Consider the following 22,297-nt stretch of genomic DNA (forward strand, 5'->3'; position numbering starts at 1 on the left):
CATTGCATGACCGATCACGCTCTGCTGCTGGTCAACCTGGGATCGCCGGCCTCCACCTCGGTGGCCGATGTACGCCGTTACCTCAATCAGTTTCTGATGGACCCGTATGTCATCGACCTGCCGTGGCCGGTTCGGCGACTGCTGGTTTCGCTGATTCTGATCAAGCGCCCGGAGCAGTCGGCTCATGCCTATGCGTCGATCTGGTGGGAAGACGGCTCACCGCTGGTGGTCCTTACGCGTCGTTTGCAGGCTGCCATGCGTGAGCACTGGGCGCATGGCCCGGTCGAAATCGCCATGCGTTATGGCGAACCTTCCTTGCCGACGGTGTTGCAGCGCCTGGCTGCACAAGGTGTGCGCAAGGTCACCCTGGCACCGCTTTATCCACAGTTTGCCGACAGCACCGTGACAACGGTGGTCGAGCAGGCCAGGCAGGTGATTGCCGGGCAGCAGCTGTCGCTGGACCTGGCGGTGTTGCAGCCCTTCTATGATCAGCCAGCCTACATTGATGCCCTGGTGGAAAGTGCCCGGCCGTACCTTGAGCAGGATTACGACCATTTGTTGATGAGCTTCCATGGCTTGCCGGAGCGGCACCTGAAAAAGCTCGATCCCACCGGCAACCATGATTTCCAGGCCGAAGATTGTTGCAAGGATGCGTCGCCCGAGATGCTCGCGGTGTGTTATCGCGGGCAGTGCCTGCGCACCGCCCAGGCTTTTGCCCGGCAGTTGGGCATCGCCGATGGCAAGTGGTCGGTATCGTTCCAGTCACGTCTGGGCAAAGCCAAGTGGATCGAGCCCTACACCGAAACGCGTCTGGATGAGCTGGGCAAGGCGGGCGTGAAGAAGCTGCTGGTCATGTGCCCGGCATTTGTCGCCGACTGCATCGAGACGCTTGAGGAAATTGGCGACCGTGGCCGCGAACAGTTCATTGCAGCGGGCGGGGAGGAGTTGGTGCTGGTGCCATGCCTGAATGATCACCCGCAATGGGCGCAGGCGTTGGCCGGGATGTGTGAAAAAGCGCATTAAGCGCGTTTTGTAGGAGCGGATTCATCCGCGATGGACGACAGCGTCGTCCCGACTCCGCATAAGGCCGCTAACGCGGCCTTATGCGGCGGTCCGGCGTCCCGGTAAATCCGCCCCTACACGATCAAGGCTGCTGATCGTCCAGTGCTTTCTTCTTCCAGCCGTCGTTGCCCGGCAGCAGCAAGTTCAGGGCAATGGCGACCACAGCACACAGGGCGATGCCCTTCAGACCCCAGTCATCAGGGCCGGTACCGCTACCGATCAGCACGCCGCCGATGCCGAACACCAGCGTGACCGACACGATCACCAGGTTGCGGGCTTCGCTCAGGTCGATCTTGTGGCGGATCATGGTGTTCATCCCCACCGCTGCAATCGAGCCGAACAACAGGCAGAGAATCCCGCCCATCACCGGCACCGGGATGCTTTGCAGCAGGGCGCCGAACTTGCCGATGAACGCCAGGGTGATGGCAAAGATTGCCGCCCAGGTCATGATCTTCGGGTTGTAGTTCTTGGTCAGCATCACCGCGCCGGTCACTTCGGCATAGGTGGTGTTGGGCGGGCCACCAAACAGGCCGGCAGTGGTGGTGGCGATGCCATCCCCGAGCAAGGTGCGGTGCAGGCCAGGCTTTTTCAGGTAGTCGCGACCGGTCACGCTGCCCACGGCGATAACGCCGCCGATGTGCTCAATGGCCGGGGCCAGGGCAACCGGCACAATGAACAGGATCGCTTGCCAGTTGAACGCCGGTGCCGTGAAGTGCGGCAGGGCCAGCCAGGGCGCGGCGGCGATCTTCGCGGTATCGACCACACCGAAGTAGAACGACAGGCCAAAACCTACCAGCACGCCAGCAATAATCGGCACCAGGCGGAAGATGCCTTTGCCGAACACCGCGACAATCAGCGTGGTCAGCAGCGCGGGCATGGAAATCATCATCGCGGTGCCGTACGGCAACAGCTCGGTGCCGTCGCCGGCCTTGCCCATGGCCATGTTGGCCGCAATCGGTGCCATGGCCAGGCCAATCGAGATGATCACCGGGCCGATCACTACCGGCGGCAGCAGACGGTCGATGAAACCGGTGCCTTTGATTTTTACCGCAAGCCCCAGGAAGGTGTAGACGAAACCGGCGGCCATTACCCCGCCCATGGTTTCGGCCAGACCGAACTGGCCCTTGGCGAGAATGATCGGGGTGATGAAGGCAAAGCTCGAAGCGAGGAACACCGGTACCTGACGGCCGGTGACTACCTGAAACAGCAGAGTTCCCAAACCTGCGGTAAACAGCGCGACATTCGGGTCGAGGCCGGTAATCAGCGGCATCAGCACCAGTGCGCCAAACGCCACGAAGAGCATTTGCGCACCGGAGACGACCTGGCGCCAGAGCGGGTCGTTGAACTCATCCTGCATGATCAGGCGTCCTTCTGCTTGGTACCGAAGATTTTGTCGCCGGCATCGCCCAGGCCCGGAATGATGTAACCGTGCTCGTTCAGGCGCTCATCGATCGAGGCGGTGTAGATCTTCACGTCCGGGTGGGCTTTCTCGACCACGGCAATGCCTTCCGGCGCGGCGACCAGCACCATGGCGCGGATGTCTTTGCAGCCGGCTTTCTTCAGCAGGTCGATGGTGGCGACCATCGAACCGCCGGTGGCCAGCATCGGGTCGATGATCAGCGCCAGGCGCTCGTCGATTTCCGGGGCGAGCTTTTCCAGGTAGGTATGGGCTTCGAGGGTTTCCTCGTTACGGGCAACGCCGACGGCACTGACCTTGGCACCTGGAATCAGGCTGAGCACGCCGTCGAGCATGCCGATGCCGGCACGCAGGATCGGTACTACAGTAATCTTCTTGCCGGCGATTTTCTCAACCTGGACTTTGCCGCACCAGCCATCTATTTCGTAGCTTTCCAGAGGCAGGTCCTGGGTGGCTTCATAGGTCAGAAGCGTGCCGACTTCCTGGGCGAGTTCGCGAAAATTCTTGGTGCTGATATCGGCACGGCGCATGAGGCCGAGCTTGTGACGGATCAGCGGGTGGCGGATCTCGAGGGTAGGCATAGCGGAAGGCTCCGGGGCGGGCAAAAAAACCGCGCTAGATTAATCTATTCAGCGGCGTGTGTCCTATAGGCATTCTGGACGTTAGTCCATAAATGCTTGATCTGGCGTCGCGGGATGCGTACCTTTGCCCGCTTTTCTTAAATGCTGCCCCCTGGAGAGCGCCATGTCCGCTGATCTCGAGCATATCCGTCAAGTCATGCGAGAGGCTGACTGCCTGTACAACGAAGCCGAAGTTGAGGCCGCCATCGCTCGCGTTGGCGCACAGATCAGCGACGTTCTCGCCGAGAGCAACCCGGTGGTGTTCTGTGTGATGAACGGTGGCCTGATCTTCGCGGGCAAGCTGCTGACCCACCTGCAATTCCCGCTGGAGGCGTCTTACCTGCACGCTACCCGCTACCGCAATCAGACCAGCGGCGGTGACCTGTTCTGGAAGGCCAAGCCTGAAGTCTCGTTCATCGACCGTGACGTGCTGATCATCGACGACATCCTCGACGAAGGGCATACCCTCAGCGCGATCGTCGACTTCTGCACGCACGCCGGCGCCCGCGCCGTGCACACGGCTGTTCTGATCGACAAGGATCACGACCGTAAAGCCAGTGCCGGTCTCAAGGCCGACTTCTGTGGCCTGAGCTGCGTTGACCGCTATGTGTTCGGTTACGGCATGGACTACAAGGGTTATTGGCGCAATGCCAACGGCATCTTCGCCGTCAAAGGGCTCTAATCCCATGCGCCAGCCCGGATTTCTCGACCAGTCGCTGTTTTCCGAGCTGGCGGCCAAGGCGGCAGCCAGCCCGCGCGGGCGACAGCACCACAATTTTCATGAAATGGAAGAGCCTTGCCATCGTATGGCTGTGGGCCTGCAGCCATCGACCTATATTCCTCCGCACCGGCACCTTGCGGGAGACAAGGCCGAATGCCTGATCGTGCTCAAGGGCCGCTTGGGCCTGCTGATCTTCGATGAGCAGGGAAAGGTGGTCGGCAAGCGTGTACTTGTGGCCGGTGGCGACTGCCTGGGTGTAGACCTCGCACCCGGTACGTTCCACGGTCTGGTAGTACTGGAAGCGGACTCCATCATGTTTGAATGCAAGGCCGGCCCGTACCGTCCGATTGGCGAGGCCGAACACGCCAGCTGGGCGCCGCGTGAGGGTGAACCGGGTGTGGCGGAGTACCATGCCTGGATGCGCGCGCAGTTCGACTGAGCGCCCCCGCAGCCGACAGGCCTGCGCGCTAGCTTTCGGCGCCTGGCCTGGCTGGCGATGCCGCCATCTCATGCTAGAGTGCCGGGCCGACACAAGGAGCCTGTCATGCGCGCACTTCTTCCCCTGTTGCTGGTCCTGAGCCTGCCCGTTACCGCGGCGCCGCTGCACAGTCAGTTCCTCCCGCCCGACGACCTGGCCCTGCGTCAGGAAACCCCGGAATCCCAGCAGTTGCTGCAGGTCACCGACTATTCGGTGGTGGTCGGCAACCAGCGCCAGTCCAACCAGCAGCCCATTCCGGTGACCTCGCCGTTGATCCTGCGCCTCAAAGGCAAGCCGCTGAGCAAGGGCGCAACGGTGAGCCAGGTGCTGATCAGTTTCGACGCCGAGAGCAAGAGCCTGAAAAAGCCGGTGTTCGACGACAAGCGCAAGCTCTTGAGCCTGAACTATCCACTGAGCCAATACCGGGTGATTCTCGACCTGCTGCGCACCGATACCGTCTATGTGCAGTTCCTGACCTATGCCAATGGCCATATCTGGGCGGATTTGCACACCGGGACCGTACGCGCGCGTTGAGCGCCAGTGCCGGGCAGGGGTAAACTGCCGGCCCGTGAAAATGTCCGTGATGGTTCAGTTGGAGTCGGCAATGCGTAAAGACAAAAAGCAAGTGATTGGGGATGAGATCAGCGACGAGTACGTCAAATCCTTCCTGCAGTTCGAACCAGCGGATGCCACGTCCCCTTCGCTGCACAAACTGATCAAGGCCTATCGCGGCCTGCGCATCGACGACTTCGAGCGCTTTGTCGGTTTCTTCGTCGAGGCTGGCCTGGACGTGGACGGCAAGGACGAGCACGGCAAGACCTTTGTTGATCTGATCCGCGACCAGCGCAACGCCGCCGAGTACATCGAGATCATCGGCAAGGCCCGCGGCTGAGTTTACAGCGCGCATAAAAAAACGCCCCGAGGGGCGTTTTTTTATACCGGTGCGTTACGCGTAGCTTTGCGCCGGGCTGTTTTCGACCAGGCCCAGGGCCTCGTCGTTGTGCGCGCTGATCTTGTGGTACAGGGCAGCGTCGGCGGCCAGAACCTTTTCCCGGGCCGGGAAAATTTCCTTGAGCTTGCCGGCCCAGGCGCCTTTGGTCTGCTCGGGGAAGCAGCGCTCGATCAGTTCCAGCATGATCGAAACGGTCACCGAGGCACCCGGGGAGGCGCCCAGCAAGGCGGCCAGGCTGCCGTCTTTGGATGCGACCAGTTCGGTACCGAACTGCAGCACGCCACCTTTTTTCGGGTCTTTCTTGATGATCTGCACCCGTTGGCCAGCCACTTCCAGGCGCCAGTCTTCGGCTTTCGCCTCAGGGTAGAAGCGACGCAGGGAGTCCAGGCGCTGCTCCATCGACTGCATCACTTCGCTGACCAGGTACTTGGTCAGGTCCATGTTGTCGCGCGCCACGGCAAGCATCGGGCCGATGTTGCTCATGCGTACCGACAGCGGCAGGTCCATGAACGAGCCGTGCTTGAGGAACTTGGTGGTAAAACCGGCATACGGGCCGAACAGCAGCGAAGTCTTGCCGTCGACGACACGGGTATCCAGGTGCGGTACCGACATCGGTGGCGAACCCACGGCGGCCTGGCTGTAGACCTTGGCCTGGTGCTTCTTGACCACTTCCGGGTTGTCGCAACGCAGCCACTGGCCGCTGACCGGGAAACCGCCAAAGCCTTTGCTCTCTTCGATGCCCGACTGCTGCAGCAGCGGCAGGGCCGCGCCACCGGCGCCGAGGAATACGAAGCGGGCGTCGACTTCACGGCTGTTGCCGCTGTTGACGTCCTTGATGCTGACGGTCCAGCCGCTGCCGTTACGGCGCAGGCCGGTCACGCGCTTGCTGTACTTGACCTGGGCATCCGGCGCGTTGGCCAGGTGCTTGAGCAATTTGTTGGTCAGGGCGCCGAAGTTGACGTCGGTGCCTTTCATGACGCGGGTGGCGGCGATTTTCTGGTCGGCAGGGCGACCCGGCATCATCAGCGGCATCCACTCGTTCATTACCGATTTGTCTTCGGTGTATTCCATCTCGGCGAAGGCATGGTGCTGCTTGAGCAGCTCGAAGCGCTTCTTGAGGAAGTCGATACCCTTTTCACCTTCGACATAGCTCAGGTGCGGCACGGGGTTGATGAACGCCCGTGGCGAGCTGAAGGCGCCTTTTTTGCTCAGGTATGCCCAGAACTGCCGGGATACTTCGAACTGGGTATTGATGTGCACCGCTTTTTTGATGTCGATGCTGCCGTCGGCGGCCTGCGGCGTGTAGTTCAGTTCACACAGCCCGGCATGGCCGGTCCCGGCGTTGTTCCACGGGTTGGAACTTTCCGCGGCACCCGAATCCATCAACTCGACGACTTCCAGCTTGATTGCCGGGTCGAGTTCCTTGAGCAGTACGGCCAGGGTGGCACTCATGATGCCTGCCCCTACCAGTACCACATCGACTGCTTCGTTCTGCGCCATTAACGCGTCTCCAAAATCTACAGCACCAAATTGACAGCATAGGATCCCTGGCTTGGCCGGGATCGCCATGTCCGATTCTTCGCAGTTTTTGCAACTTCAGCGGACACTGCCAACCGGGGCTTTGCGTTGCCTATGAACGCATTTTAAGGCCGGTGCGGCAATTCGACTTATGGTCAAGGTGTCCGTCGTGCGTTACGGACCGGCCTCAGGCACTCATCCTGGATGAGCGCTGTTGCCAGCTGTTCAGGGCTGTTCGGGACACTTTAGGTGCTTTTGCACATGCCAGACTGTTCATTGCTCGCCACACTCTCGTGAAGTTGTGAAAACCCGTTTTTTCACGCTCTTTTGGAGTCGTGAACCTCAAAATGGGCTGCGCGATGGCAAACCCGGCAGGTTCAGGCAGAGCAGAGCGCCGAATGATGCAGGCACACTGGCTGGTGCAAGACCTGTGTGGAAGGCTCTCTGTGGGCGGTGCGGAGGATGCCGATGATGAACATTGGCGGTGCTGCGAGGCCCGATCAGGAGACGTCCTTATAATCGGGGGGAGATTATAACGATGTCTCGGGCAGAAATGATCTTTATTAACGACTTTTATTGACGCAAGGTTCAAGCGCGCAGCCAACCAGGCCACGTGCAGGGGCGTCTGGCCGCTCTGGACACGGTATTACAGCAGGTTCATAAAGCGCTGACGGTCGCGAACCGGTCGCGTTGGCGATTGTCTCATTCACTAATGGCACGCCGATGGCTGGGCCGCCTCGTGCTGGTTATACTGGCGGCCTTTGCTGCCTATTCTGGAGAGATGAGCATGTTGCAACGTTTGTTGTTCGGTTTGATCGCGGTGACCAGTCTGACACTGGTCGGTTGTGCCCACAGCCCGCAACAACTCAGCCCGCAACCAAAACTCACCGCCCAGCTTGCGCCGGTCGGCCATGGCCAGCCGGTCGTGGTCCGTGTGGTTGATGGCCGTGCTTCGCAAACCCTGGGCACCCGTGGCGGCCTGTACCCGGAAACCAGCGCCATCACCGTGACCGGCAACGACATTCTGCCCAAGCTGCAGGCTCAGGCCGAAGCCGCAGTGCGCCTGCTGGGCTTTACCCCGACCCCTAACGCCTACAACGCCCCGCAGTTGACCGTGACCCTGGCTGAACTCAAGTACCAGTCGCCCAAAGAGGGCATGTACGTGACCGAGGCAACCATCGGTGCAACCTTCAAGGCCGACGTGTCCAACGCCAACCGTCGTTACAGTGGCCGTTATGGTGCGTCCCTGGACCAGCGCTTCGGCATGGCCCCGAACCAGGAAACCAACACCAAGCTGGTCAGCGATGTCCTCAGTGACGCCCTGACCCGACTGTTCAAGGACCAGGCCATCGGCCAGATCCTCGGCGAATAAGCGCGCCGCCCCGCGTACGAAAAAGCCCGATGGCAGGGGGCTGCCATCGGGCTTTTTTGTGCGCGTGGAGTCAGGCGGCTTCGCTGTAGAAATCCAGCACGCTGATACCCGTGTGGCCGTCCACCTCAGGCAGGTCGTCGTGAGCGTGGCCGCCGAGGGCGCAGTACACCAGCCACTGGCGGTGTTGTACGTTGAAGGCCAGGCCGTCGATGAGTGCCTGCTGTTCATCGCTCTGGGCGATCAGGTAGAGACGGTCCTGGTTTTCGGCGTGCAGCATGAACAAGCTCCCTGTTCGTTGCAAAGGCCGACAGGGTGGCGGATCGCGATGACGATTGTATGACGCGGGTCGTCATTGGTCGAAAAGGGCAGGACTTGATGCAGGGCTTGGGTAGAATGCCCCGCGTTGCGAGTGTCGCCGTATGAATTCGAGGTAGTGTAAATGTCGTTGCAAATGCTCTGGGGGCTGATCGCTGCCCACCCGGCCAAGCTGATCAATCTGCTGGCGCTGGTGATTACCTGCCCTGGTGGCCTGCTGTTGCACAGCGCCCGACGTCGTGAGGCGCAAGCCTTGGCCAATGTGCCGGGTGACGAGGCTGTGGTTGATGGCATGACCCTGCGCATCAACCGTTTCTACTACATCCTGGGCTTTGCCTTCCTGGGCCTGGCCTTGCTGCTGTCCTGGTTCAGCACCTGGGTCTGAAGCTGCGAAAACTGCGACCGCTGCGCGCTCGATCGCAGGTTGCACCAGCTCCTGCAGGACGCTGGCGCAGCCTGCGATGCGGTTCAACTCAGAGCGCCAGCCCCGCCTTGACCCGATACTGATTGCGCACCGGCGTCGCATACTGCTGCACCAGGTACGGGCGATGCTCGGCCGGGCAGGCATCCAGGCGGCGCTGCCATTCGGTTTGCGCACGGGCCAGTTCGTCGGCAGGGAACACCTTGGCCGCTGGTGGCACGTCAAGCGCCGGGTCTGCGTCAGCCCACTGCGCATACGCCAGGTAATGCACCGGGAACAGACGGTAGCCGCCAAGAATCTGCCGATCGATCTCCGCTGCCAGCTGCTTGGTGTCTTCAAAAAACGCTGACACCGGCGGGGCAAAGTTGATGTGCACCCGTCCCTTGTAGCCGGTAATGCCCTGGGCGATGCTCAGGTCATCCTCACCCGGTGCCTTGCTGTACGTGCCGGTGGTTGCGCGGATGTACAGCTCACGGGCCTTGGCCTGGTCGCAGGGGTCGTATTCGTAGCTGATCGACACCGGGCTCAGGTTCAGCGACTGGATCACCGCGCCGAACGGCTCATCCTTGCGGCTCATGTGGAACATTTTCAGGATCGCCGAATCGGTGCGATCGTCACCGTCCTTGGCCCGGCCCTCGGCCTGGGCAATCCAGATCGACTGACCGTCGTTGCGGATCGAATGGTTGATGTAGGCCGAAAGCAGCTGGTAAGCCGCGAGTTTTTCCCGGCGGCCAGTGATCGAGCGGTGCACGATGAAGCTCTTGTTCAAGCGCATCATGTCGCTGACGAACGGCTTTTGCAGGAGGTTGTCGCCAATGGCGATGCGTGGCGTCGGCAGGCCGGCGTGGTACACCGCATAGTTGACGAAGGCCGGGTCCATGACGATGTCACGGTGGTTGGCCAGAAACAGATACGCTGTGCCGGACTTCAACAGCTCGACGCCGGTGTAGGTCACGCCGTCGGTCGCGCGCTCGATGGTGTGGTCGACGTAATACTCGACCTTGTCCTGCAGGGTCGATACGCAGCTGACCCCGGCAAACTCCTTGCGCAGGCGGCGGGCGATCAGCGGTTTGAGCAACCAGCCAAAGGCGCCGGCCATGCGCGGGAAGCGAAAGTGGGTGAGGATATCGAGGAATGCCGGGTCGCTGAGCAAACGTGCCAGAACGGCAGGGACTTCAGCGTCGTCGTACGGTCGGATGGCATCGAATTCGCCCATCATGCTCTCTTGTTGGAAACGGCTAGGGTAATAGGTAGGGCCGGGGTCCGAAAAACGGCTCGAACACACGCAGGTCCTGTAAATAGACCGGCAATTATACGCACAAGTCACTCTGGAGGCCGCGATGCTCGAAGCAGCTATCTATGATTGCCCTTATTGTGGCGAAGAGGTGGAGACGACCGTGGATCTCTCCGCAGGTGACCAGGAATACATCGAGGACTGCCAGGTGTGCTGCAAGCCGATCAGATTCGTGCTGCAGGTGCATGGCGACGAATGGATGCTGGATGTCTATGGCGAGAATGACTGATGCAGCGAATCTACGATCCGGAAAGCCTGCTGGAAGCCGAAATGCTCATCGGGATGCTCGACAGCGAAGGGGTCAGGGTTCATCTGGTCGGGCGTGACCTGATGGGCGCCATCGGCGATTTACCGATGCAGGGTTTGCTGGGGCTGGCAGTGGCCGATGAACAGGCCGATTACGCACGCCAGCTGATCGCCGCGTACAATGCGGCCCAGCCACTGGCTGGCGACGAACCGGAGCATATTCCCGGAACCCTGATTTGCTAGGTCTCAATTGCCCATGTGTGGACGTTACGCGCTGTTTCGCTGGTCTCCCGCCTTTGCTGCACTGCCGGGGTTTCCGACCGACCAGCAAGCGCAATGGAACATTTCTCCCGGTGCCTCGGTGCTCATCCAGCGCCGCGATGAAGCGGGTCAGGCGGAGCTGGCCCGGGCCCGTTGGGGGCTGACCCCGGCCTGGTTGACCGACCTGTCGCGCACGCCTGCCCATGCCCGCGCCGAAACCCTGGCCGAGCAACCGATGTTTCGCGAAGCGTTTCGCCTGCGCCGTTGCCTGATGCCGGCCAACGGTTTCTACGAGTGGCGCGGCACCGTGCGCAAGCGTCCGTACTGGCTGACCCCAGGGGAGGGCTCTTCGCTGTTCTTTGCCGCGATCTGGGAGGCCTACCCGGTGCAGGACCAGGTGTGGTTGAGCACGGCGGTGGTTACCCAGGCGGCAATGAATCAGCGTCGGCCGCTGATTCTTGATGCTGCAGGGCAGGCGGCCTGGCTGGATCCCGAGACGCCGGTGGCCCGTCTGTACGAGCTGCTTGCCAGCGCCCAGGCACCGTTGCGTGAGCGCGTGCTGGCCAACTTCGTCAATGACCCCAAGCTCAACGGGCCGGAGTGCCTGACGCCGGCCTGAGGCCGGCGCGTTGCACGTTTTCAGACCCTGAACTGGTTGATCAGACGGCGCTGTTGCTCGGCCAGTTTGGTCAGCTCGGCGCTGGCATTGCTCGACTCGTCCGCCCCGCCAGCCACTTCGTTGGCGACCTGGCCAATGTTGATCACATTGCGGTTGATGTCTTCGGCCACTGCGCTCTGTTCTTCTGCGGCGCTGGCGATCTGGGTGTTCATGTCATTGATCACCGAAACCGCCTGGGTGATGCTCTCCAGCGCCTCAGCCGCGCGCGCAGCCTGCTGCACGCTGATGTCGGTCTTGCCCTGGCTGTCTTCCATGACCCGCACCACATCGCGGGTACCTTGTTGCAGTTGCTGGATCATCTGCTGAATTTCTTCCGTCGCCTGCTGGGTCTTCTGCGCCAGGTTACGCACTTCATCGGCAACCACGGCAAAACCACGACCTTGTTCACCGGCGCGCGCGGCTTCGATGGCGGCATTGAGCGCCAGCAGGTTGGTTTGCTCGGCGATGGCGCGGATGGCGGTAAGGATTGCGTTGATGTTCTCGCTGTCGCGGGCCAGGGTTTGCACGACACCAACGGCCCGGCCGATCTCTTGTGCCAGGGCACTGATCGAGTCCGACGTGGTGCGCACAATCTGCAGGCCCTGATGAGCGGCCTGGTCGGCGTTGCTGGCAGCTTGCGCGGCGTGGGTGGCATTGCGCGCCACGTCCTGGGCGGTAGCGGTCATTTCGTGCACCGCAGTGGCGACCAGGTCGATTTCGGCCATCTGCTTGTGCACGCCCTGGTTGGTGCGGATGGCGATGTCGGCGGTGTGCTCCGAGGAGTCGCTGACTTTCTGCACCGAGGCCACGACCTGGCTGATCATTGCCTGCAGCTTGGCCAGGAAAGTGTTGAAGCCTTTGGCAATCGAGCCCAGTTCGTCGGCGCGGTCGCTGCTCAGGCGGCGCGTCAGGTCGCCTTCGCCCTGGGCGATGTCGTCGAGCATCGCCACCATCTGGCGCAGGGGGCGGGCGATGCCGTGGGCCAGCAGCCAGATCACCAGCAGGCCAAGGGCGGCAATGCCCAGGCCCATCAGGGTCATGCCGGTAATGTCGGTACTGCGCTGTGCGCTGAGTTCGTCCTGCAGGGTTTTTACGTCTGCCATCACCGCGCTGATCGGCAACTCCAGCAGCAGGGTCCAGCGCGCGTCGGTATTGCCGATCTTGAATGGCAGATACAGCTCGATGCGGCCGGCGTCCTGGTTGACCTCGTAGTGGAGGTTTTCGCCGCTCAGCTGGTTCAGGGTTGCAGCGACGCTGGCGTCGAGCGCGTCACTGGCTTTCTCGCCAAATTTGCCGGGGTCCTTGGTGAATGCCACCAGGCGGCCGTTGCCGGAGACCAGGGCCAGTTCGCCCGCGCCATCGTAGAGCTGTTTATCCGCGGAGTTGAGCAGTTCCTGGATGAAGTTCACCGACAGGTCTGCGCCAGCGATGCCCTGGAACTGGCCGTCGATCATGATGGGCTCGACGAACGAAGCGAGCATGACCACCTTGTCGCCCACCTTGTAGGGCGCCGGGTCGATGACACAGGCTTTTCGGGAATCGCGCGAGCACAGGTAGTACTCACTGGCGCGTACGCCGGTGGCGAGGAGGGTCTGGTCATTGACGTCGACCAGTTTGTCCAGGCCCAGGCTACCGTCATCGTTGCGAAACCACCACGGCAGGAAGCGGCCGGTGGTGCTGTCGATCCCGGTGATGGAGGTGCCGATGTAGCGGCTGTCATCATGGTCCAGGGCGCCTGCTTCCCAGCCCAGGTACGTGCCAAGGATCAGCGGGTTGCTGATGGCAGTTTGCTTGAGCAGGGCAATCAGCTGTTCGCGTTCGATCTTCAACAGCGCTGCGCCGTTGGCGTCTTTCATGCCCAGCATGGCGTTGTTGGTGGCCAGCCCACGGGCGATCAGCAAGGGCGCCTCCAGGCCACGCTGGATCTCGCTGACCTGCGTGCGAGCCAGCGCCGTCAGGCGTTGCTGGATCAGGGCCTCGAATTGTTGCTGGGTACGGGTCTGCACCAGCTCCTGGGTGCGCTGGCCGGAATACACCGCGTACAGCACCAGCGCGGCAACTATGCTTAAGACAATGGCACCGGCCAGGGCGGCGACGGAAAACTGGATCGACCTGAACTTCATGAAGGGCTCCACGCGCAAGAAAAGTCGTCTGCCTTGCGTTATCGGCCCCTGTCCGTCAAAGCATGAGCGCCGCCTGGAGAAATCTTCGCCGGGAATGTGGCGGGCGCAATCCAGTCGGCCTACGATACGCGGCATGTTCGAATGGAGTGTTTTCATGCGTAGGTTATTTGTATACGGCGCCCTGAGCGCCAGCGTGCTGCTTGCCGGATGCCAGGCGGTGAACACCACCAGCGGTGGCGCCGTGGGTGTCGAGCGTAAGCAATACATGTTCAGCATGCTGTCGACCGACGAGGTCAACCAGATGTATGCGCAGTCGTATCAGCAGACCCTCGGCGAAGCGTCGAGCAAGGGTGTGCTCGACAAGACCAGTGCCGAAGCCAAGCGGGTTCAGGTCATTGCCGACCGTCTGATCGCCCAGGCGCCGAAGTTCCGTCCGGACGCGGCGCAGTGGAACTGGGAAGTGAACCTGATCAAGAGCGACGAGCTCAATGCCAACTGCGGGCCCGGCGGCAAGATCTTTTTCTATACCGGGCTGATCGACAAGCTCAAGTTGAGCGACGACGAGATCGCTGCGGTCATGGGCCATGAAATCGCCCATGCCCTGCGTGAACATGGCCGTGAAGCCATGTCCAAGGCCTACGGGATACAGATGGCCCGCCAGGGCGCTGGCGCCTTGCTGGGCCTGGGACAGGACAGTCTGGCGATTGCCGACACGGTGGTGCAGTACAGCATGACCCTGCCCAATAGCCGTGCGAACGAGAACGAAGCCGACCTGATTGGCCTGGAGCTGGCGGCGCGTGCAGGTTACAACCCCAATGCCGCGATCACCCTGTGGGACAAGATGGCAGCGGCGTCCGGTGGTTCGCAGCCTGAGTTCATGAGTACCCACCCGGCGTCTTCAAGCCGTCAGGCCGCATTGCAGGCAGCGATTCCGAAAGTGATGCCGTTGTACGAGCAGGCGAAGAAGTAATTCAGTTAATCCCCGCTACAACTGTGGGAGCTGGCGCAGCCTGCGATCGAGCGCGCAGCGGTCGCAAGGCTCAATTGTCAGGACAGGCCTAGGGGGCTGCAGTGCAGCCCATCGCCGGTGCTGCCGGCTCCCACAATGATTGTGCGTCAGCCTATCCAGCCACTGACTTCCATGGCCGAGTACACCGCCACTGCGGCCAGTACAAAGAACGCGGCCGAAGCCAGGCGGCGAATCAGGGTCAGCGGCAGCTTCTCGGCGGCAAAGTTGCCCGCCAGCACCACCGGTACGTTGGCAATCAGCATGCCCAGGGTAGTACCGATAATCACCATGATCAGGTGCGGATACTGGGCAGCCAGCATCACCGTGGCAACCTGGGTCTTGTCGCCGATTTCAGCGATGAAGAATGCAATCAGCGTTGTCAGGAACGGGCCGAAGCGGCGTGCAGTACTGGCTTCGTCATCGTCCATTTTGTCCGGGATCAGTGTCCACAGCGCGGTGGCGGCAAAGCTTGCAGCCAGAATCCAGTGCAGGGTCGCGGCGGAGAAGAAGGTACTGAACCAGGCGCCGACTGCACCGGCTGCGGCGTGGTTGGCCAGGGTCGCGGCAATGATGCCGGCAATGATTGGCCAGGGCTTGCGAAAGCGGGCAGCGAGGATGAGCGCGAGCAATTGGGTCTTGTCGCCAATTTCGGCGAGGGCCACGATTGCGGTCGGGACGAGCAATGATTCCAGCATCAGGATTCCTACGGGGGCGGGTCGACACGGCTATGACACGTACAGCCTTCCCGCCCCGGGTAAGGTGTGCGTGTCATAGGTCTTGTCAAACCCTGGGTCCGTCTGTGCGGACCGTGGGTCGCACGCGCCATGGTCTGTGGACCAAGTATGTTGACGCGTACCGGGCGAGCTGGGTGCTCGCGGGAGACTACTCCCCTAGGACGGAGCGGATTCTGCCTAGGCAAATCCGTTTCGGCAAGCGCTGATTTTATCCGCGTGTTGCCTGGTAGATGCGAAAGCCTTGTCCTTCGGCGCGTATGCGGCAGTTGCCTAGCGCTTCTTCGATCAATGGCTGATAGCGCAGGAAGCTGTTGGCTACCAGGCGCATTTCCCCGCCCTTTTTCAGATGATCGGCTGATTTTCTCAGCAGATTTTCCGATGCCTGGTAGTTGGTGTGCACGCCGGTGTGGAAGGGCGGGTTGCTCAGGATCACCTGCAGATCCCGCGGCGCGGCATCGATGCCGTCACCGCAGATCACTTCGCCTTCCAGACCGTTGGCAGCCAGGGTCAGACGACTGCTGGCGACCGCGAAGGCGTCGACATCGAGCAGGGTGATGCGGCTTTGTGGGTAACGGCGCTTGATCGCGGCACCGAGCACGCCGGCACCACAGCCGAAGTCCAGGACATGGCCTACCGGCAATTGATCGAGGTTCTCCAGGAGCAAGGCGCTGCCGCGGTCCAGACGGCCATGGCTGAATACGCCAGGCAGGCTGACAATTTTCAGCGGCCCATCTGCCTGTTCCAGCTCGAAGTGCTCGGCCAGGCTTTCCAGCGGCTTGGCCTCGGGCGCGTGTTCAACCGTGACTTGCCACAGCTGGCAGTGGCGGGCGCTGTCGAGTTTGCGTGGCTTGCCGAAGGCATGCAGCTGTTTGGCGGCGCCTTCGATGCCGCCACGCTTTTCCCCGACCAGGTACAGCATTTTTCCGCTCAGGCGGGAGGCCAGGGCGTTGAGCAGGTAGTTGGCCAGGTCGCGCGATTTGGGCAGGAACAGCACAGCGGCGTCGAAGCCCTTGTCGGGTGCCTCTACGCCGAAATGGCTGCGTCCGGCAAAGCGTGCTTCGAGCGCTGCCTGGTCGCCGGCATGCCAGCTCCAGCCCTGTGCCGCCGGCAGTTTGCCGAGCAGGTCATCGGCGGGCAGGCCGGCAAGCAGCAGCGAGCCTTGAAAAAGCTCGGCCTGACGAAGCAACACTTCACTGCGCGGGTCCATGGATGGCGGCTCCTGAAAAAGTGGCGCAGTTTACCAGAGGCGGACGCGGCTTAGCCGACCTGTCGACGCGGGTTGCCGGCAAAAAATGCCTCGGCGTTCTCGCTCAGTTGCTCGACGATACGTTGCCGCGACTCAACCGCACCCCAGGCACTGTGCGGGGTGACGATCAGGCGCGGGATGTCGGCTGCCAGCAACGGGTTGCCATTGACCGGTGGTTCGACGCTCAGCACATCGGTGGCGGCCCCGCCCAGGTGGCCTGCACGCAGGCTGTCAGCCAGGGCCTGCTCGTCGATCAAGCCGCCGCGTGCGGTGTTGACGACGAATGCGCCCGGTTTCAGCAGGGCCAGTTCGCGGGCTCCGATCAGGTTGCGGGTGTGTTCGTTGAGTGGGCAGTGCAAGGTCAGGGCATCGACCTGCGGCAGCAGTTCATCGAGCGGCAAGCGGTCTTCGCGAGGTGGGCGCCCCGGCAATTGCCCGAGCAGTACCTGCATGCCGAAGGCTTCGGCCAGGCGCGCGACGGCGCCGCCCAGTTCACCATGGCCGAGCATGCCCAGGGTTTTGCCTTCCAGTTCGACAATCGGGAAGTCGAGCAGGCAGAACTGTCTGGCCCGGGCCCATTGCCCTGCCGCGACGGCCTGCTGATAGTCCGGCAGGCGCGTGGCCAGGGCCAACAGCAGCGCCAGGGTGTGCTGGGCAACCGAAGGGGTGCCGTAGCCCTGGCAGTTGCTGACCACGATGCCTTGGGCGCGCGCGGCTTGCAGGTCGACGTTGTTGGTGCCGGTTGCCGCGACCAGGATCAGTTTCAGGTCGGGGCTGGCGGCGAGGGCGTCGGCATCGATCAGCACCTTGTTGCTGATCGCCACGGTCGCGCCTTGCAAGCGTTCCGTCACCTGCTCGGGGGTGGTCGACGGGTACAACTGCAGTTCGTCGAAGCAACCACGCAGGCGCTCCAGGCTGAGATCGCCAAGGTCCAGGGAATGGTGGTCGAGAAATACCGCGCGGCGAAGGGTGGACATGGACGCTCCAGTAAGTGGCGGTTGGGCTCAGGCCGGATAGGTGAAGCAATCGTAACATCTGCTCCAGTCCGGGGTGGGCTGCGACAATCACTGCCTAAGGTTGTTACTTGGTATGTCGGAAGCGTAATGTGCGTTTCCCAAGAGTTCATTTTCTACCGCAAGGAGCCCCCATGTACTGGGCTGAATTTCTGACTGTTGCCCTGATTCACTTGCTGGCCGTGGCCAGCCCCGGTCCTGATTTCGCCGTGGTGGTACGCGAAAGCGTTACCCATGGGCGCCGCGCCGGTACCTGGACTGCCTTTGGCGTCGGTACGGCGATCTTCCTGCATGTGGGGTATTCGCTGCTGGGCATCGGCCTGATCGTGTCGCAGTCGATCGTGCTGTTCAACGCCCTTAAATGGCTGGCAGCCGCTTACCTGCTGTACATCGGTTTCAAGGCGCTGCGTGCAGGCCCTGCGGCCCCGGGCAGCGAGGCTGTTCAGGCCTCGACGGTCGAACGTACGCCGCGCGCCGCGTTTGTTGCAGGTTTCATGACCAATGGCCTGAACCCCAAGGCAACGCTGTTCTTCCTGTCGCTGTTCACCGTGGTCATCAACCCGCACACGCCGCTGGCGATCCAGGCCGGTTATGGCGTGTACCTGGCGCTGGCCACGGGCTTGTGGTTCTGCCTGGTGGCCATGTTGTTCAGCCAGCAGCGTGTGCGCGCAGGCTTCGCGCGCATGGGGCACTGGTTTGATCGCACCATGGGCGCTGTGCTGATTGCACTGGGTGTAAAAATCGCCTTCACCGAGATGCATTGATGGTGAATTGCCACTAATCCTTGGCGCCGGTCAAATCATTCCTTTGGCTGATTTGACCGGCGTTGTGGCGTTCTAGAGTGGGTCATGTCTTGTCCAGCCCGTGCACTCTAGAAAAGGGACTCCTATGTTGCAGACTCGTGTCATTCCTCCTGCTGAGGGCGCTTATCAGTTCCCGCTGTTGATCAAGCGGCTGCTGTTGTCGGGCAGCCGTTACGAGAAAACCCGCGAAATCGTCTATCGCGATGTGTTGCGCTACAACTACCTGACCCTCAACGAGCGAATCGCGCGCCTGGCCAATGTGCTGACCGAGGCCGGGGTCAAGGCCGGTGACACCGTGGCGGTGATGGACTGGGACAGCCACCGTTACCTGGAGTGCATGTTTGCCATTCCGATGATCGGCGCAGTGGTGCACACCATCAACGTGCGGCTGTCACCCGAGCAGATCCTCTACACCATGAACCACGCCGATGACCGCTTCGTGCTGGTCAACAGCGATTTCGTCGGTCTTTACCAGTCCATCGCCGGGCAACTGACCACGGTTGAGAAGACCCTGCTGCTGACCGACGGCGAGGCCAAGACCGCCGAGTTGCCGAACCTGGTGGGCGAGTACGAGCAACTGCTGGCTGCCGCCAGCCCGGTGTATGACTTCCCTGACTTCGACGAAAACTCGGTCGCTACCACCTTCTACACCACCGGTACCACCGGTAACCCCAAAGGCGTGTACTTCACCCACCGGCAACTGGTGCTGCACACCCTGGCCGCGGCCTCTGTTACCGGTAGCATCGACAGTGTGCGCTTGCTCGGCAGCAACGACGTGTACATGCCGATCACGCCGATGTTCCACGTGCATGCCTGGGGCATTCCCTATGTCGCCACCATGCTGGGGGTCAAGCAGGTCTACCCCGGGCGCTACGAGCCGGAAATGCTCTGCGAGCTGTGGCGCAAGGAGAAGGTAACGTTCTCCCACTGCGTGCCGACCATCCTGCAGATGTTGCTCAACGCCAAAGGCGCACAAACCCAGGATTTCGGCGGCTGGAAGATCATCATCGGCGGCAGCGCGCTGAACCGTGCGCTGTACGAAGCCGCCCATGCCCATGGCATTCAGTTGACCGCCGCCTACGGCATGTCCGAAACCTGTCCGCTGGTATCTTGCGCCCACCTCAACGAGGAGTTGCTGGCCGGCAGCGACGATGAATGCATCACCTACCGGATCAAGGCAGGCGTGCCGGTGCCGCTGGTGGAAACGGCGATTGTCGATAGCGAGGGCAACTTCCTTCCCGCTGACGGTGAGACCCAGGGTGAACTGGTGCTGCGTGCGCCGTGGCTGACCATGGGCTACTTCCGTGAGCCGGAGAAGGGCGCTGAACTGTGGCAGGGCGGCTGGCTGCACACCGGCGATGTGGCCACGCTCGACAGCATGGGCGTGATCGATATCCGCGACCGTATCAAGGATGTGATCAAGACCGGCGGCGAGTGGATATCGTCGCTGGAACTCGAAGACCTGATCAGCCGCCACCCGGCAATACGCGAAGTGGCCGTGGTCGGTGTGGCCGATCCGCAGTGGGGCGAACGGCCATTTGCGCTGTTGGTGGTGCATGAGGGGCAGGCGGTAGATGCCAAGGCACTCAAAGAGCACCTCAAGCCTTTCGTCGAGCTTGGACACATCAACAAGTGGGCAATTCCCAGCCAGATCGCGCTTGTTACTGAAATTCCCAAGACCAGTGTCGGCAAGCTCGACAAGAAGCGCATCCGCCTGGACATCACCCAGTGGCAGGCCAGTAACAGCGCGTTTCTTTCAACGCTTTGAGCACAGGCGGGTTGCGGCTTGGTGGCCGCAACCCGCGAAATAGACACATCTTGCGCTTGCCAAACAGTAATTTTCAGCCATTCTTGCCTCTGCCAGCGCGGTCACCGCCCCTGCACACCTGGTCAGGGCGCGGTGATGCAAATCACACTTTAGAGGGATCAAGCACTACTACCTGCTGGCTATAGTCGGGTCAGGGGATTTTCAGGAACCGGGGTTGCACATGAATGTGCCTGACCACTTGCTCGACGATAACGGTGCGCTGATACCGGTCGTTTGAGGCGTTTCTGCAAAGGACTCACTGCCATAAAAATAAAAGTACATGGAGTAGCGTCGATGACATCAGTAAATCTGTTCTGGCGCCGGGCGAAACTGCCGCTGGCCGTCAGCCTCGCTTCTACGCTCGCCGGTCCTGCATTCGGCGTCAGCTTCAACATCGGTGAAATCGAAGGTTCGTTTGACTCGTCCCTGTCTGTTGGGGCCAGCTGGTCGACCGCTGATGCCAACAAGAACCTGATCGGCTCGAACAACGGCGGCCACGGCCTGTCGCAAACCTCCGACGACGGTCACCTGAACTTCAAGAAAGGCGAGACCTTCTCGAAGATCTTCAAGGGTATCCATGACCTTGAACTGAAGTACGGTGATACTGGCGTATTCGTCCGCGGCAAGTACTGGTATGACTTTGAACTCAAGGATGAACACCGCGAGTTCAAGGACATCAGCGACTCCAACCGCAAAGAGGGCGCCAAGTCCGCCGGCGGACAGATTCTCGACGCATTCGTGTACCACAACTACAGCATCGCCGACCTCCCGGGCAACGTCCGCCTGGGCAAGCAGGTGGTGAGCTGGGGTGAAAGTACCTTCATTGGTGGCGGTATCAACTCGATCAACCCGATCGACGTGTCCGCATTCCGCCGTCCTGGCGCGGAAATCAAGGAAGGCCTGATCCCGGTCAACATGTTCTACGTGTCCCAGAGCCTGACCGACAACCTGTCGGCCGAGGCCTTCTACCAGATCGAATGGGACCAGACCGTCGTCGACAACTGCGGCACCTTCTTCTCCCAGCCGGACGTGATCGCCGACGGTTGCGACACCAACCTGGCGGTACTGGCCAAGCAGAGCACCCTGAACGCAGGCCTGGGCCCGCTCTCGCGGCCGGTTGGCGGGGTAATGGCAGCCAACAACGTCACCTGGGGCAACCCTGACGAAGGCGTGATCGTGCGCCGTGGCCCGGACCGCGATGCGCGTGACAGCGGCCAGTTCGGCCTGGCCATGCGCTACGTGTTCGAACCGCTGAATACCGAGTTCGGTGGCTACTTCATGAACTACCACAGCCGTGCGCCGATTTTCAGCGGCCAGGGCGCAGCAGCGCAGTTCTACAGCCCGCAACGTCTGGCGGCGCAACTGCGTGCGGCCGGCGTACCGCTGGCCAACCTCAACGCCGTCACCCAGAGTACTTTGCCGCTGGTGGTCGCCGGTAACTCCAGCTACTACGTCGAGTACCCGGAAGACATCCGCCTGTACGGCCTGAGCTTCTCCACCACCCTGCCTACCGGCACGGCGTGGCAAGGTGAAATCAGCTACCGTCCGAACGCACCGGTACAGCTGAACACCACCGACATCCTGTTCTCGGGCCTGACCCCGATCGACCCGAACGCCTCGATCCTCAAGGGCTTCCCTAGCACCGACCAGCCAGGTTACCGCCGCAAGGAAGTCACCCAGCTGCAAACTACTTTCACCCACTTCTTCGACCAGGTCATGGGTGCAGAGCGCCTGACCATGGTGGGCGAAGTCGGCTGGACCCACGTCGGCGGGCTGGAAAGCACCTCCAAGGCCCGTTACGGCCGTGACCCGGTCTATGGCCCGGGCCCGCTGCCAAACGGTCGTTGTGAAACCCTCAACGCCAGCACCCTGGGTAGCGCACCGCGCAACAACCAGTCGCGCTACTGCGAGAACGAAGGCTTCACCACCACCGATTCCTGGGGCTACCGCATGCGGGCGATCTGGGACTACAACAGCGTGTTTGCCGGTGTGAACCTCAAGCCAAGTGTGGCCTGGTCCCACGACGTTGACGGTTACTCGCCAGGCCCAGGTGGCAACTTCGAGGAAGGGCGCAAGGCGATCAGCCTGGGCCTGGATGCCGAGTACCAGAACACCTACACCACCAGCCTGTCGTACACCAACTTCTTCGATGGCAAGTACACCACCGTGGATGATCGCGACTTCATCGCCCTCAGCTTCGGCGTGAACTTCTAAGAACACGGATTCA

The 22,297-nt window shown here is 61.5% G+C and carries 23 protein-coding genes, 1 pseudogene and 1 riboswitch; of the genes and pseudogenes, 14 read left to right on the plus strand and 10 right to left on the minus strand.

Going from position 1 to position 22,297, the window contains the following annotated elements:
* The first annotated feature begins 6 nt into the window (after nt 1-6).
* Complete coding sequence (gene hemH / locus I5S59_RS05030) at nt 7-1,023, plus strand: ferrochelatase (RefSeq protein ID WP_197875652.1); 1,017 nt, start codon at nt 7-9, stop codon at nt 1,021-1,023.
* Nucleotides 1,024-1,144: 121 nt separating this feature from the next.
* Here the strand turns inward: hemH and I5S59_RS05035 are convergent, their stop codons facing one another.
* Both I5S59_RS05035 and upp read right to left on the minus strand, forming a co-directional pair.
* The gene (locus I5S59_RS05035) at nt 1,145-2,419 is read right to left on the minus strand and encodes a uracil-xanthine permease family protein (protein ID WP_197875653.1); all 1,275 of its coding nucleotides are present in this window, start codon (nt 2,417-2,419) and stop codon (nt 1,145-1,147) included.
* A 2-nt stretch (nt 2,420-2,421) separates the two neighbouring features.
* Nucleotides 2,422-3,060, minus strand: coding sequence for a uracil phosphoribosyltransferase (gene upp, locus I5S59_RS05040; RefSeq protein ID WP_197875654.1), 639 nt, complete (start codon nt 3,058-3,060; stop codon nt 2,422-2,424).
* A 163-nt stretch (nt 3,061-3,223) separates the two neighbouring features.
* Between upp and I5S59_RS05045 the strand changes: the two genes are divergently transcribed.
* The 4 genes from I5S59_RS05045 (at nt 3,224) to I5S59_RS05060 (ending at nt 5,190) form a co-directional block, all read left to right on the plus strand.
* The gene (locus tag I5S59_RS05045; protein WP_197875655.1) at nt 3,224-3,781 is read left to right on the plus strand and encodes a hypoxanthine-guanine phosphoribosyltransferase; all 558 of its coding nucleotides are present in this window, start codon (nt 3,224-3,226) and stop codon (nt 3,779-3,781) included.
* A 4-nt stretch (nt 3,782-3,785) separates the two neighbouring features.
* Nucleotides 3,786-4,259: a WbuC family cupin fold metalloprotein gene (locus tag I5S59_RS05050; RefSeq protein ID WP_197875656.1), complete on the plus strand. Its 474-nt coding sequence runs from the start codon at nt 3,786-3,788 to the stop codon at nt 4,257-4,259.
* Between the two features lie 105 nt (nt 4,260-4,364).
* Complete coding sequence (locus I5S59_RS05055) at nt 4,365-4,832, plus strand: hypothetical protein (RefSeq protein WP_197875657.1); 468 nt, start codon at nt 4,365-4,367, stop codon at nt 4,830-4,832.
* Nucleotides 4,833-4,902: 70 nt separating this feature from the next.
* Complete coding sequence (locus I5S59_RS05060) at nt 4,903-5,190, plus strand: PA4642 family protein (RefSeq protein WP_197875658.1); 288 nt, start codon at nt 4,903-4,905, stop codon at nt 5,188-5,190.
* A gap of 54 nt (nt 5,191-5,244) precedes the next feature.
* Here I5S59_RS05060 and mqo read toward each other — a convergent pair whose 3' ends face one another.
* A complete protein-coding gene (gene mqo / locus I5S59_RS05065) occupies nt 5,245-6,750 on the minus strand; it encodes a malate dehydrogenase (quinone) (protein ID WP_197875659.1) in 1,506 nt (501 codons plus the stop codon).
* Between the two features lie 805 nt (nt 6,751-7,555).
* On the opposite strand from mqo, the gene I5S59_RS05070 reads away from it, so the two are divergent.
* Entirely contained in the window at nt 7,556-8,140 is a 585-nt protein-coding gene (locus I5S59_RS05070; RefSeq protein ID WP_128322775.1) for a YajG family lipoprotein, read from the plus strand.
* Nucleotides 8,141-8,210: 70 nt separating this feature from the next.
* On the opposite strand, the gene I5S59_RS05075 is transcribed toward I5S59_RS05070, so the two are convergent.
* Nucleotides 8,211-8,417, minus strand: a complete 207-nt coding sequence (locus tag I5S59_RS05075; protein ID WP_128322774.1) for a hypothetical protein — start codon at nt 8,415-8,417, stop codon at nt 8,211-8,213.
* A gap of 162 nt (nt 8,418-8,579) precedes the next feature.
* On the opposite strand from I5S59_RS05075, the gene I5S59_RS05080 reads away from it, so the two are divergent.
* Entirely contained in the window at nt 8,580-8,840 is a 261-nt protein-coding gene (locus I5S59_RS05080; RefSeq protein WP_128322773.1) for a hypothetical protein, read from the plus strand.
* A gap of 88 nt (nt 8,841-8,928) precedes the next feature.
* On the opposite strand, the gene I5S59_RS05085 is transcribed toward I5S59_RS05080, so the two are convergent.
* Nucleotides 8,929-10,095 (minus strand): 1-acyl-sn-glycerol-3-phosphate acyltransferase, encoded by a 1,167-nt coding sequence (locus tag I5S59_RS05085; RefSeq protein WP_197875660.1) that lies wholly within the window; start codon nt 10,093-10,095, stop codon nt 8,929-8,931.
* A 121-nt stretch (nt 10,096-10,216) separates the two neighbouring features.
* Here I5S59_RS05085 and I5S59_RS05090 point away from each other — a divergent pair, with 121 nt between their 5' ends.
* From I5S59_RS05090 to I5S59_RS05100, 3 genes are read left to right on the plus strand one after another with little or no spacing between them, the layout of a single operon-like run.
* On the plus strand, nt 10,217-10,399 hold the full coding sequence (locus I5S59_RS05090; protein WP_128322771.1) for a CPXCG motif-containing cysteine-rich protein: 183 nt from the start codon (nt 10,217-10,219) through the stop codon (nt 10,397-10,399).
* Nucleotides 10,399-10,659, plus strand: coding sequence for a putative signal transducing protein (locus I5S59_RS05095; protein WP_128322770.1), 261 nt, complete (start codon nt 10,399-10,401; stop codon nt 10,657-10,659). Before I5S59_RS05090 ends, I5S59_RS05095 begins: the two co-directional genes overlap by 1 nt.
* A 13-nt stretch (nt 10,660-10,672) precedes the next feature.
* Nucleotides 10,673-11,296, plus strand: coding sequence for an SOS response-associated peptidase (locus tag I5S59_RS05100; protein ID WP_197875661.1), 624 nt, complete (start codon nt 10,673-10,675; stop codon nt 11,294-11,296).
* A 20-nt stretch (nt 11,297-11,316) separates the two neighbouring features.
* On the opposite strand, the gene I5S59_RS26655 is transcribed toward I5S59_RS05100, so the two are convergent.
* Both I5S59_RS26655 and I5S59_RS26660 read right to left on the minus strand, forming a co-directional pair.
* Nucleotides 11,317-12,159: a methyl-accepting chemotaxis protein gene (locus tag I5S59_RS26655; RefSeq protein ID WP_420066439.1), complete on the minus strand. Its 843-nt coding sequence runs from the start codon at nt 12,157-12,159 to the stop codon at nt 11,317-11,319.
* A gap of 12 nt (nt 12,160-12,171) precedes the next feature.
* Nucleotides 12,172-13,725 (minus strand): annotated as a pseudogene (locus I5S59_RS26660) (HAMP domain-containing protein); the annotation flags it as partial.
* On the opposite strand from I5S59_RS26660, the gene I5S59_RS05110 reads away from it, so the two are divergent.
* Nucleotides 13,613-14,428: a M48 family metallopeptidase gene (locus I5S59_RS05110; protein ID WP_128322767.1), complete on the plus strand. Its 816-nt coding sequence runs from the start codon at nt 13,613-13,615 to the stop codon at nt 14,426-14,428. The pseudogene I5S59_RS26660 and the gene I5S59_RS05110 overlap by 113 nt on opposite strands.
* A 146-nt stretch (nt 14,429-14,574) precedes the next feature.
* On the opposite strand, the gene I5S59_RS05115 is transcribed toward I5S59_RS05110, so the two are convergent.
* The 3 genes from I5S59_RS05115 to I5S59_RS05125 form a co-directional block, all read right to left on the minus strand.
* The gene (locus I5S59_RS05115) at nt 14,575-15,162 is read right to left on the minus strand and encodes a TMEM165/GDT1 family protein (RefSeq protein ID WP_197875663.1); all 588 of its coding nucleotides are present in this window, start codon (nt 15,160-15,162) and stop codon (nt 14,575-14,577) included.
* Between the two features lie 88 nt (nt 15,163-15,250).
* Nucleotides 15,251-15,370, minus strand: a riboswitch (yybP-ykoY riboswitch).
* A gap of 39 nt (nt 15,371-15,409) precedes the next feature.
* Nucleotides 15,410-16,408 (minus strand): class I SAM-dependent methyltransferase, encoded by a 999-nt coding sequence (locus I5S59_RS05120; RefSeq protein ID WP_197875664.1) that lies wholly within the window; start codon nt 16,406-16,408, stop codon nt 15,410-15,412.
* A gap of 50 nt (nt 16,409-16,458) precedes the next feature.
* Nucleotides 16,459-17,424 carry a 2-hydroxyacid dehydrogenase gene (locus I5S59_RS05125; protein WP_197875665.1) on the minus strand — a complete coding sequence of 322 codons (966 nt, stop codon included), beginning with the start codon at nt 17,422-17,424 and terminating at the stop codon, nt 16,459-16,461.
* A 170-nt stretch (nt 17,425-17,594) separates the two neighbouring features.
* Between I5S59_RS05125 and I5S59_RS05130 the strand changes: the two genes are divergently transcribed.
* The 3 genes from I5S59_RS05130 to I5S59_RS05140 all read left to right on the plus strand — a co-directional run bounded on the left by I5S59_RS05130 (nt 17,595) and on the right by I5S59_RS05140 (nt 22,284).
* On the plus strand, nt 17,595-18,224 hold the full coding sequence (locus I5S59_RS05130; protein WP_128322761.1) for a LysE family translocator: 630 nt from the start codon (nt 17,595-17,597) through the stop codon (nt 18,222-18,224).
* Between the two features lie 124 nt (nt 18,225-18,348).
* A complete protein-coding gene (locus I5S59_RS05135; RefSeq protein ID WP_128322760.1) occupies nt 18,349-20,031 on the plus strand; it encodes a fatty acid--CoA ligase in 1,683 nt (560 codons plus the stop codon).
* A 333-nt stretch (nt 20,032-20,364) separates the two neighbouring features.
* A complete protein-coding gene (locus tag I5S59_RS05140) occupies nt 20,365-22,284 on the plus strand; it encodes a DUF1302 domain-containing protein (protein WP_197875666.1) in 1,920 nt (639 codons plus the stop codon).
* Nucleotides 22,285-22,297 lie beyond the last annotated feature (13 nt).

Source organism: Pseudomonas alkylphenolica (assembly GCF_016009175.1).
GTDB lineage: Bacteria > Pseudomonadota > Gammaproteobacteria > Pseudomonadales > Pseudomonadaceae > Aquipseudomonas > Aquipseudomonas alkylphenolica_B.

Coding starts and splice junctions, on each gene's coding strand:
- hemH (WP_197875652.1), top strand. CDS start 7: ATGACCGATCACGCTCTGCTGCTGGTCAACCTGGGATCGCCGGCCTCC.
- I5S59_RS05035 (WP_197875653.1), bottom strand. CDS start 2,419: ATGCAGGATGAGTTCAACGACCCGCTCTGGCGCCAGGTCGTCTCCGGT.
- upp (WP_197875654.1), bottom strand. CDS start 3,060: ATGCCTACCCTCGAGATCCGCCACCCGCTGATCCGTCACAAGCTCGGC.
- I5S59_RS05045 (WP_197875655.1), top strand. CDS start 3,224: ATGTCCGCTGATCTCGAGCATATCCGTCAAGTCATGCGAGAGGCTGAC.
- I5S59_RS05050 (WP_197875656.1), top strand. CDS start 3,786: ATGCGCCAGCCCGGATTTCTCGACCAGTCGCTGTTTTCCGAGCTGGCG.
- I5S59_RS05055 (WP_197875657.1), top strand. CDS start 4,365: ATGCGCGCACTTCTTCCCCTGTTGCTGGTCCTGAGCCTGCCCGTTACC.
- I5S59_RS05060 (WP_197875658.1), top strand. CDS start 4,903: ATGCGTAAAGACAAAAAGCAAGTGATTGGGGATGAGATCAGCGACGAG.
- mqo (WP_197875659.1), bottom strand. CDS start 6,750: ATGGCGCAGAACGAAGCAGTCGATGTGGTACTGGTAGGGGCAGGCATC.
- I5S59_RS05070 (WP_128322775.1), top strand. CDS start 7,556: ATGTTGCAACGTTTGTTGTTCGGTTTGATCGCGGTGACCAGTCTGACA.
- I5S59_RS05075 (WP_128322774.1), bottom strand. CDS start 8,417: ATGCTGCACGCCGAAAACCAGGACCGTCTCTACCTGATCGCCCAGAGC.
- I5S59_RS05080 (WP_128322773.1), top strand. CDS start 8,580: ATGTCGTTGCAAATGCTCTGGGGGCTGATCGCTGCCCACCCGGCCAAG.
- I5S59_RS05085 (WP_197875660.1), bottom strand. CDS start 10,095: ATGATGGGCGAATTCGATGCCATCCGACCGTACGACGACGCTGAAGTC.
- I5S59_RS05090 (WP_128322771.1), top strand. CDS start 10,217: ATGCTCGAAGCAGCTATCTATGATTGCCCTTATTGTGGCGAAGAGGTG.
- I5S59_RS05095 (WP_128322770.1), top strand. CDS start 10,399: ATGCAGCGAATCTACGATCCGGAAAGCCTGCTGGAAGCCGAAATGCTC.
- I5S59_RS05100 (WP_197875661.1), top strand. CDS start 10,673: ATGTGTGGACGTTACGCGCTGTTTCGCTGGTCTCCCGCCTTTGCTGCA.
- I5S59_RS26655 (WP_420066439.1), bottom strand. CDS start 12,159: ATGATCAGCCAGGTCGTGGCCTCGGTGCAGAAAGTCAGCGACTCCTCG.
- I5S59_RS05110 (WP_128322767.1), top strand. CDS start 13,613: ATGCGTAGGTTATTTGTATACGGCGCCCTGAGCGCCAGCGTGCTGCTT.
- I5S59_RS05115 (WP_197875663.1), bottom strand. CDS start 15,162: ATGCTGGAATCATTGCTCGTCCCGACCGCAATCGTGGCCCTCGCCGAA.
- I5S59_RS05120 (WP_197875664.1), bottom strand. CDS start 16,408: ATGGACCCGCGCAGTGAAGTGTTGCTTCGTCAGGCCGAGCTTTTTCAA.
- I5S59_RS05125 (WP_197875665.1), bottom strand. CDS start 17,424: ATGTCCACCCTTCGCCGCGCGGTATTTCTCGACCACCATTCCCTGGAC.
- I5S59_RS05130 (WP_128322761.1), top strand. CDS start 17,595: ATGTACTGGGCTGAATTTCTGACTGTTGCCCTGATTCACTTGCTGGCC.
- I5S59_RS05135 (WP_128322760.1), top strand. CDS start 18,349: ATGTTGCAGACTCGTGTCATTCCTCCTGCTGAGGGCGCTTATCAGTTC.
- I5S59_RS05140 (WP_197875666.1), top strand. CDS start 20,365: ATGACATCAGTAAATCTGTTCTGGCGCCGGGCGAAACTGCCGCTGGCC.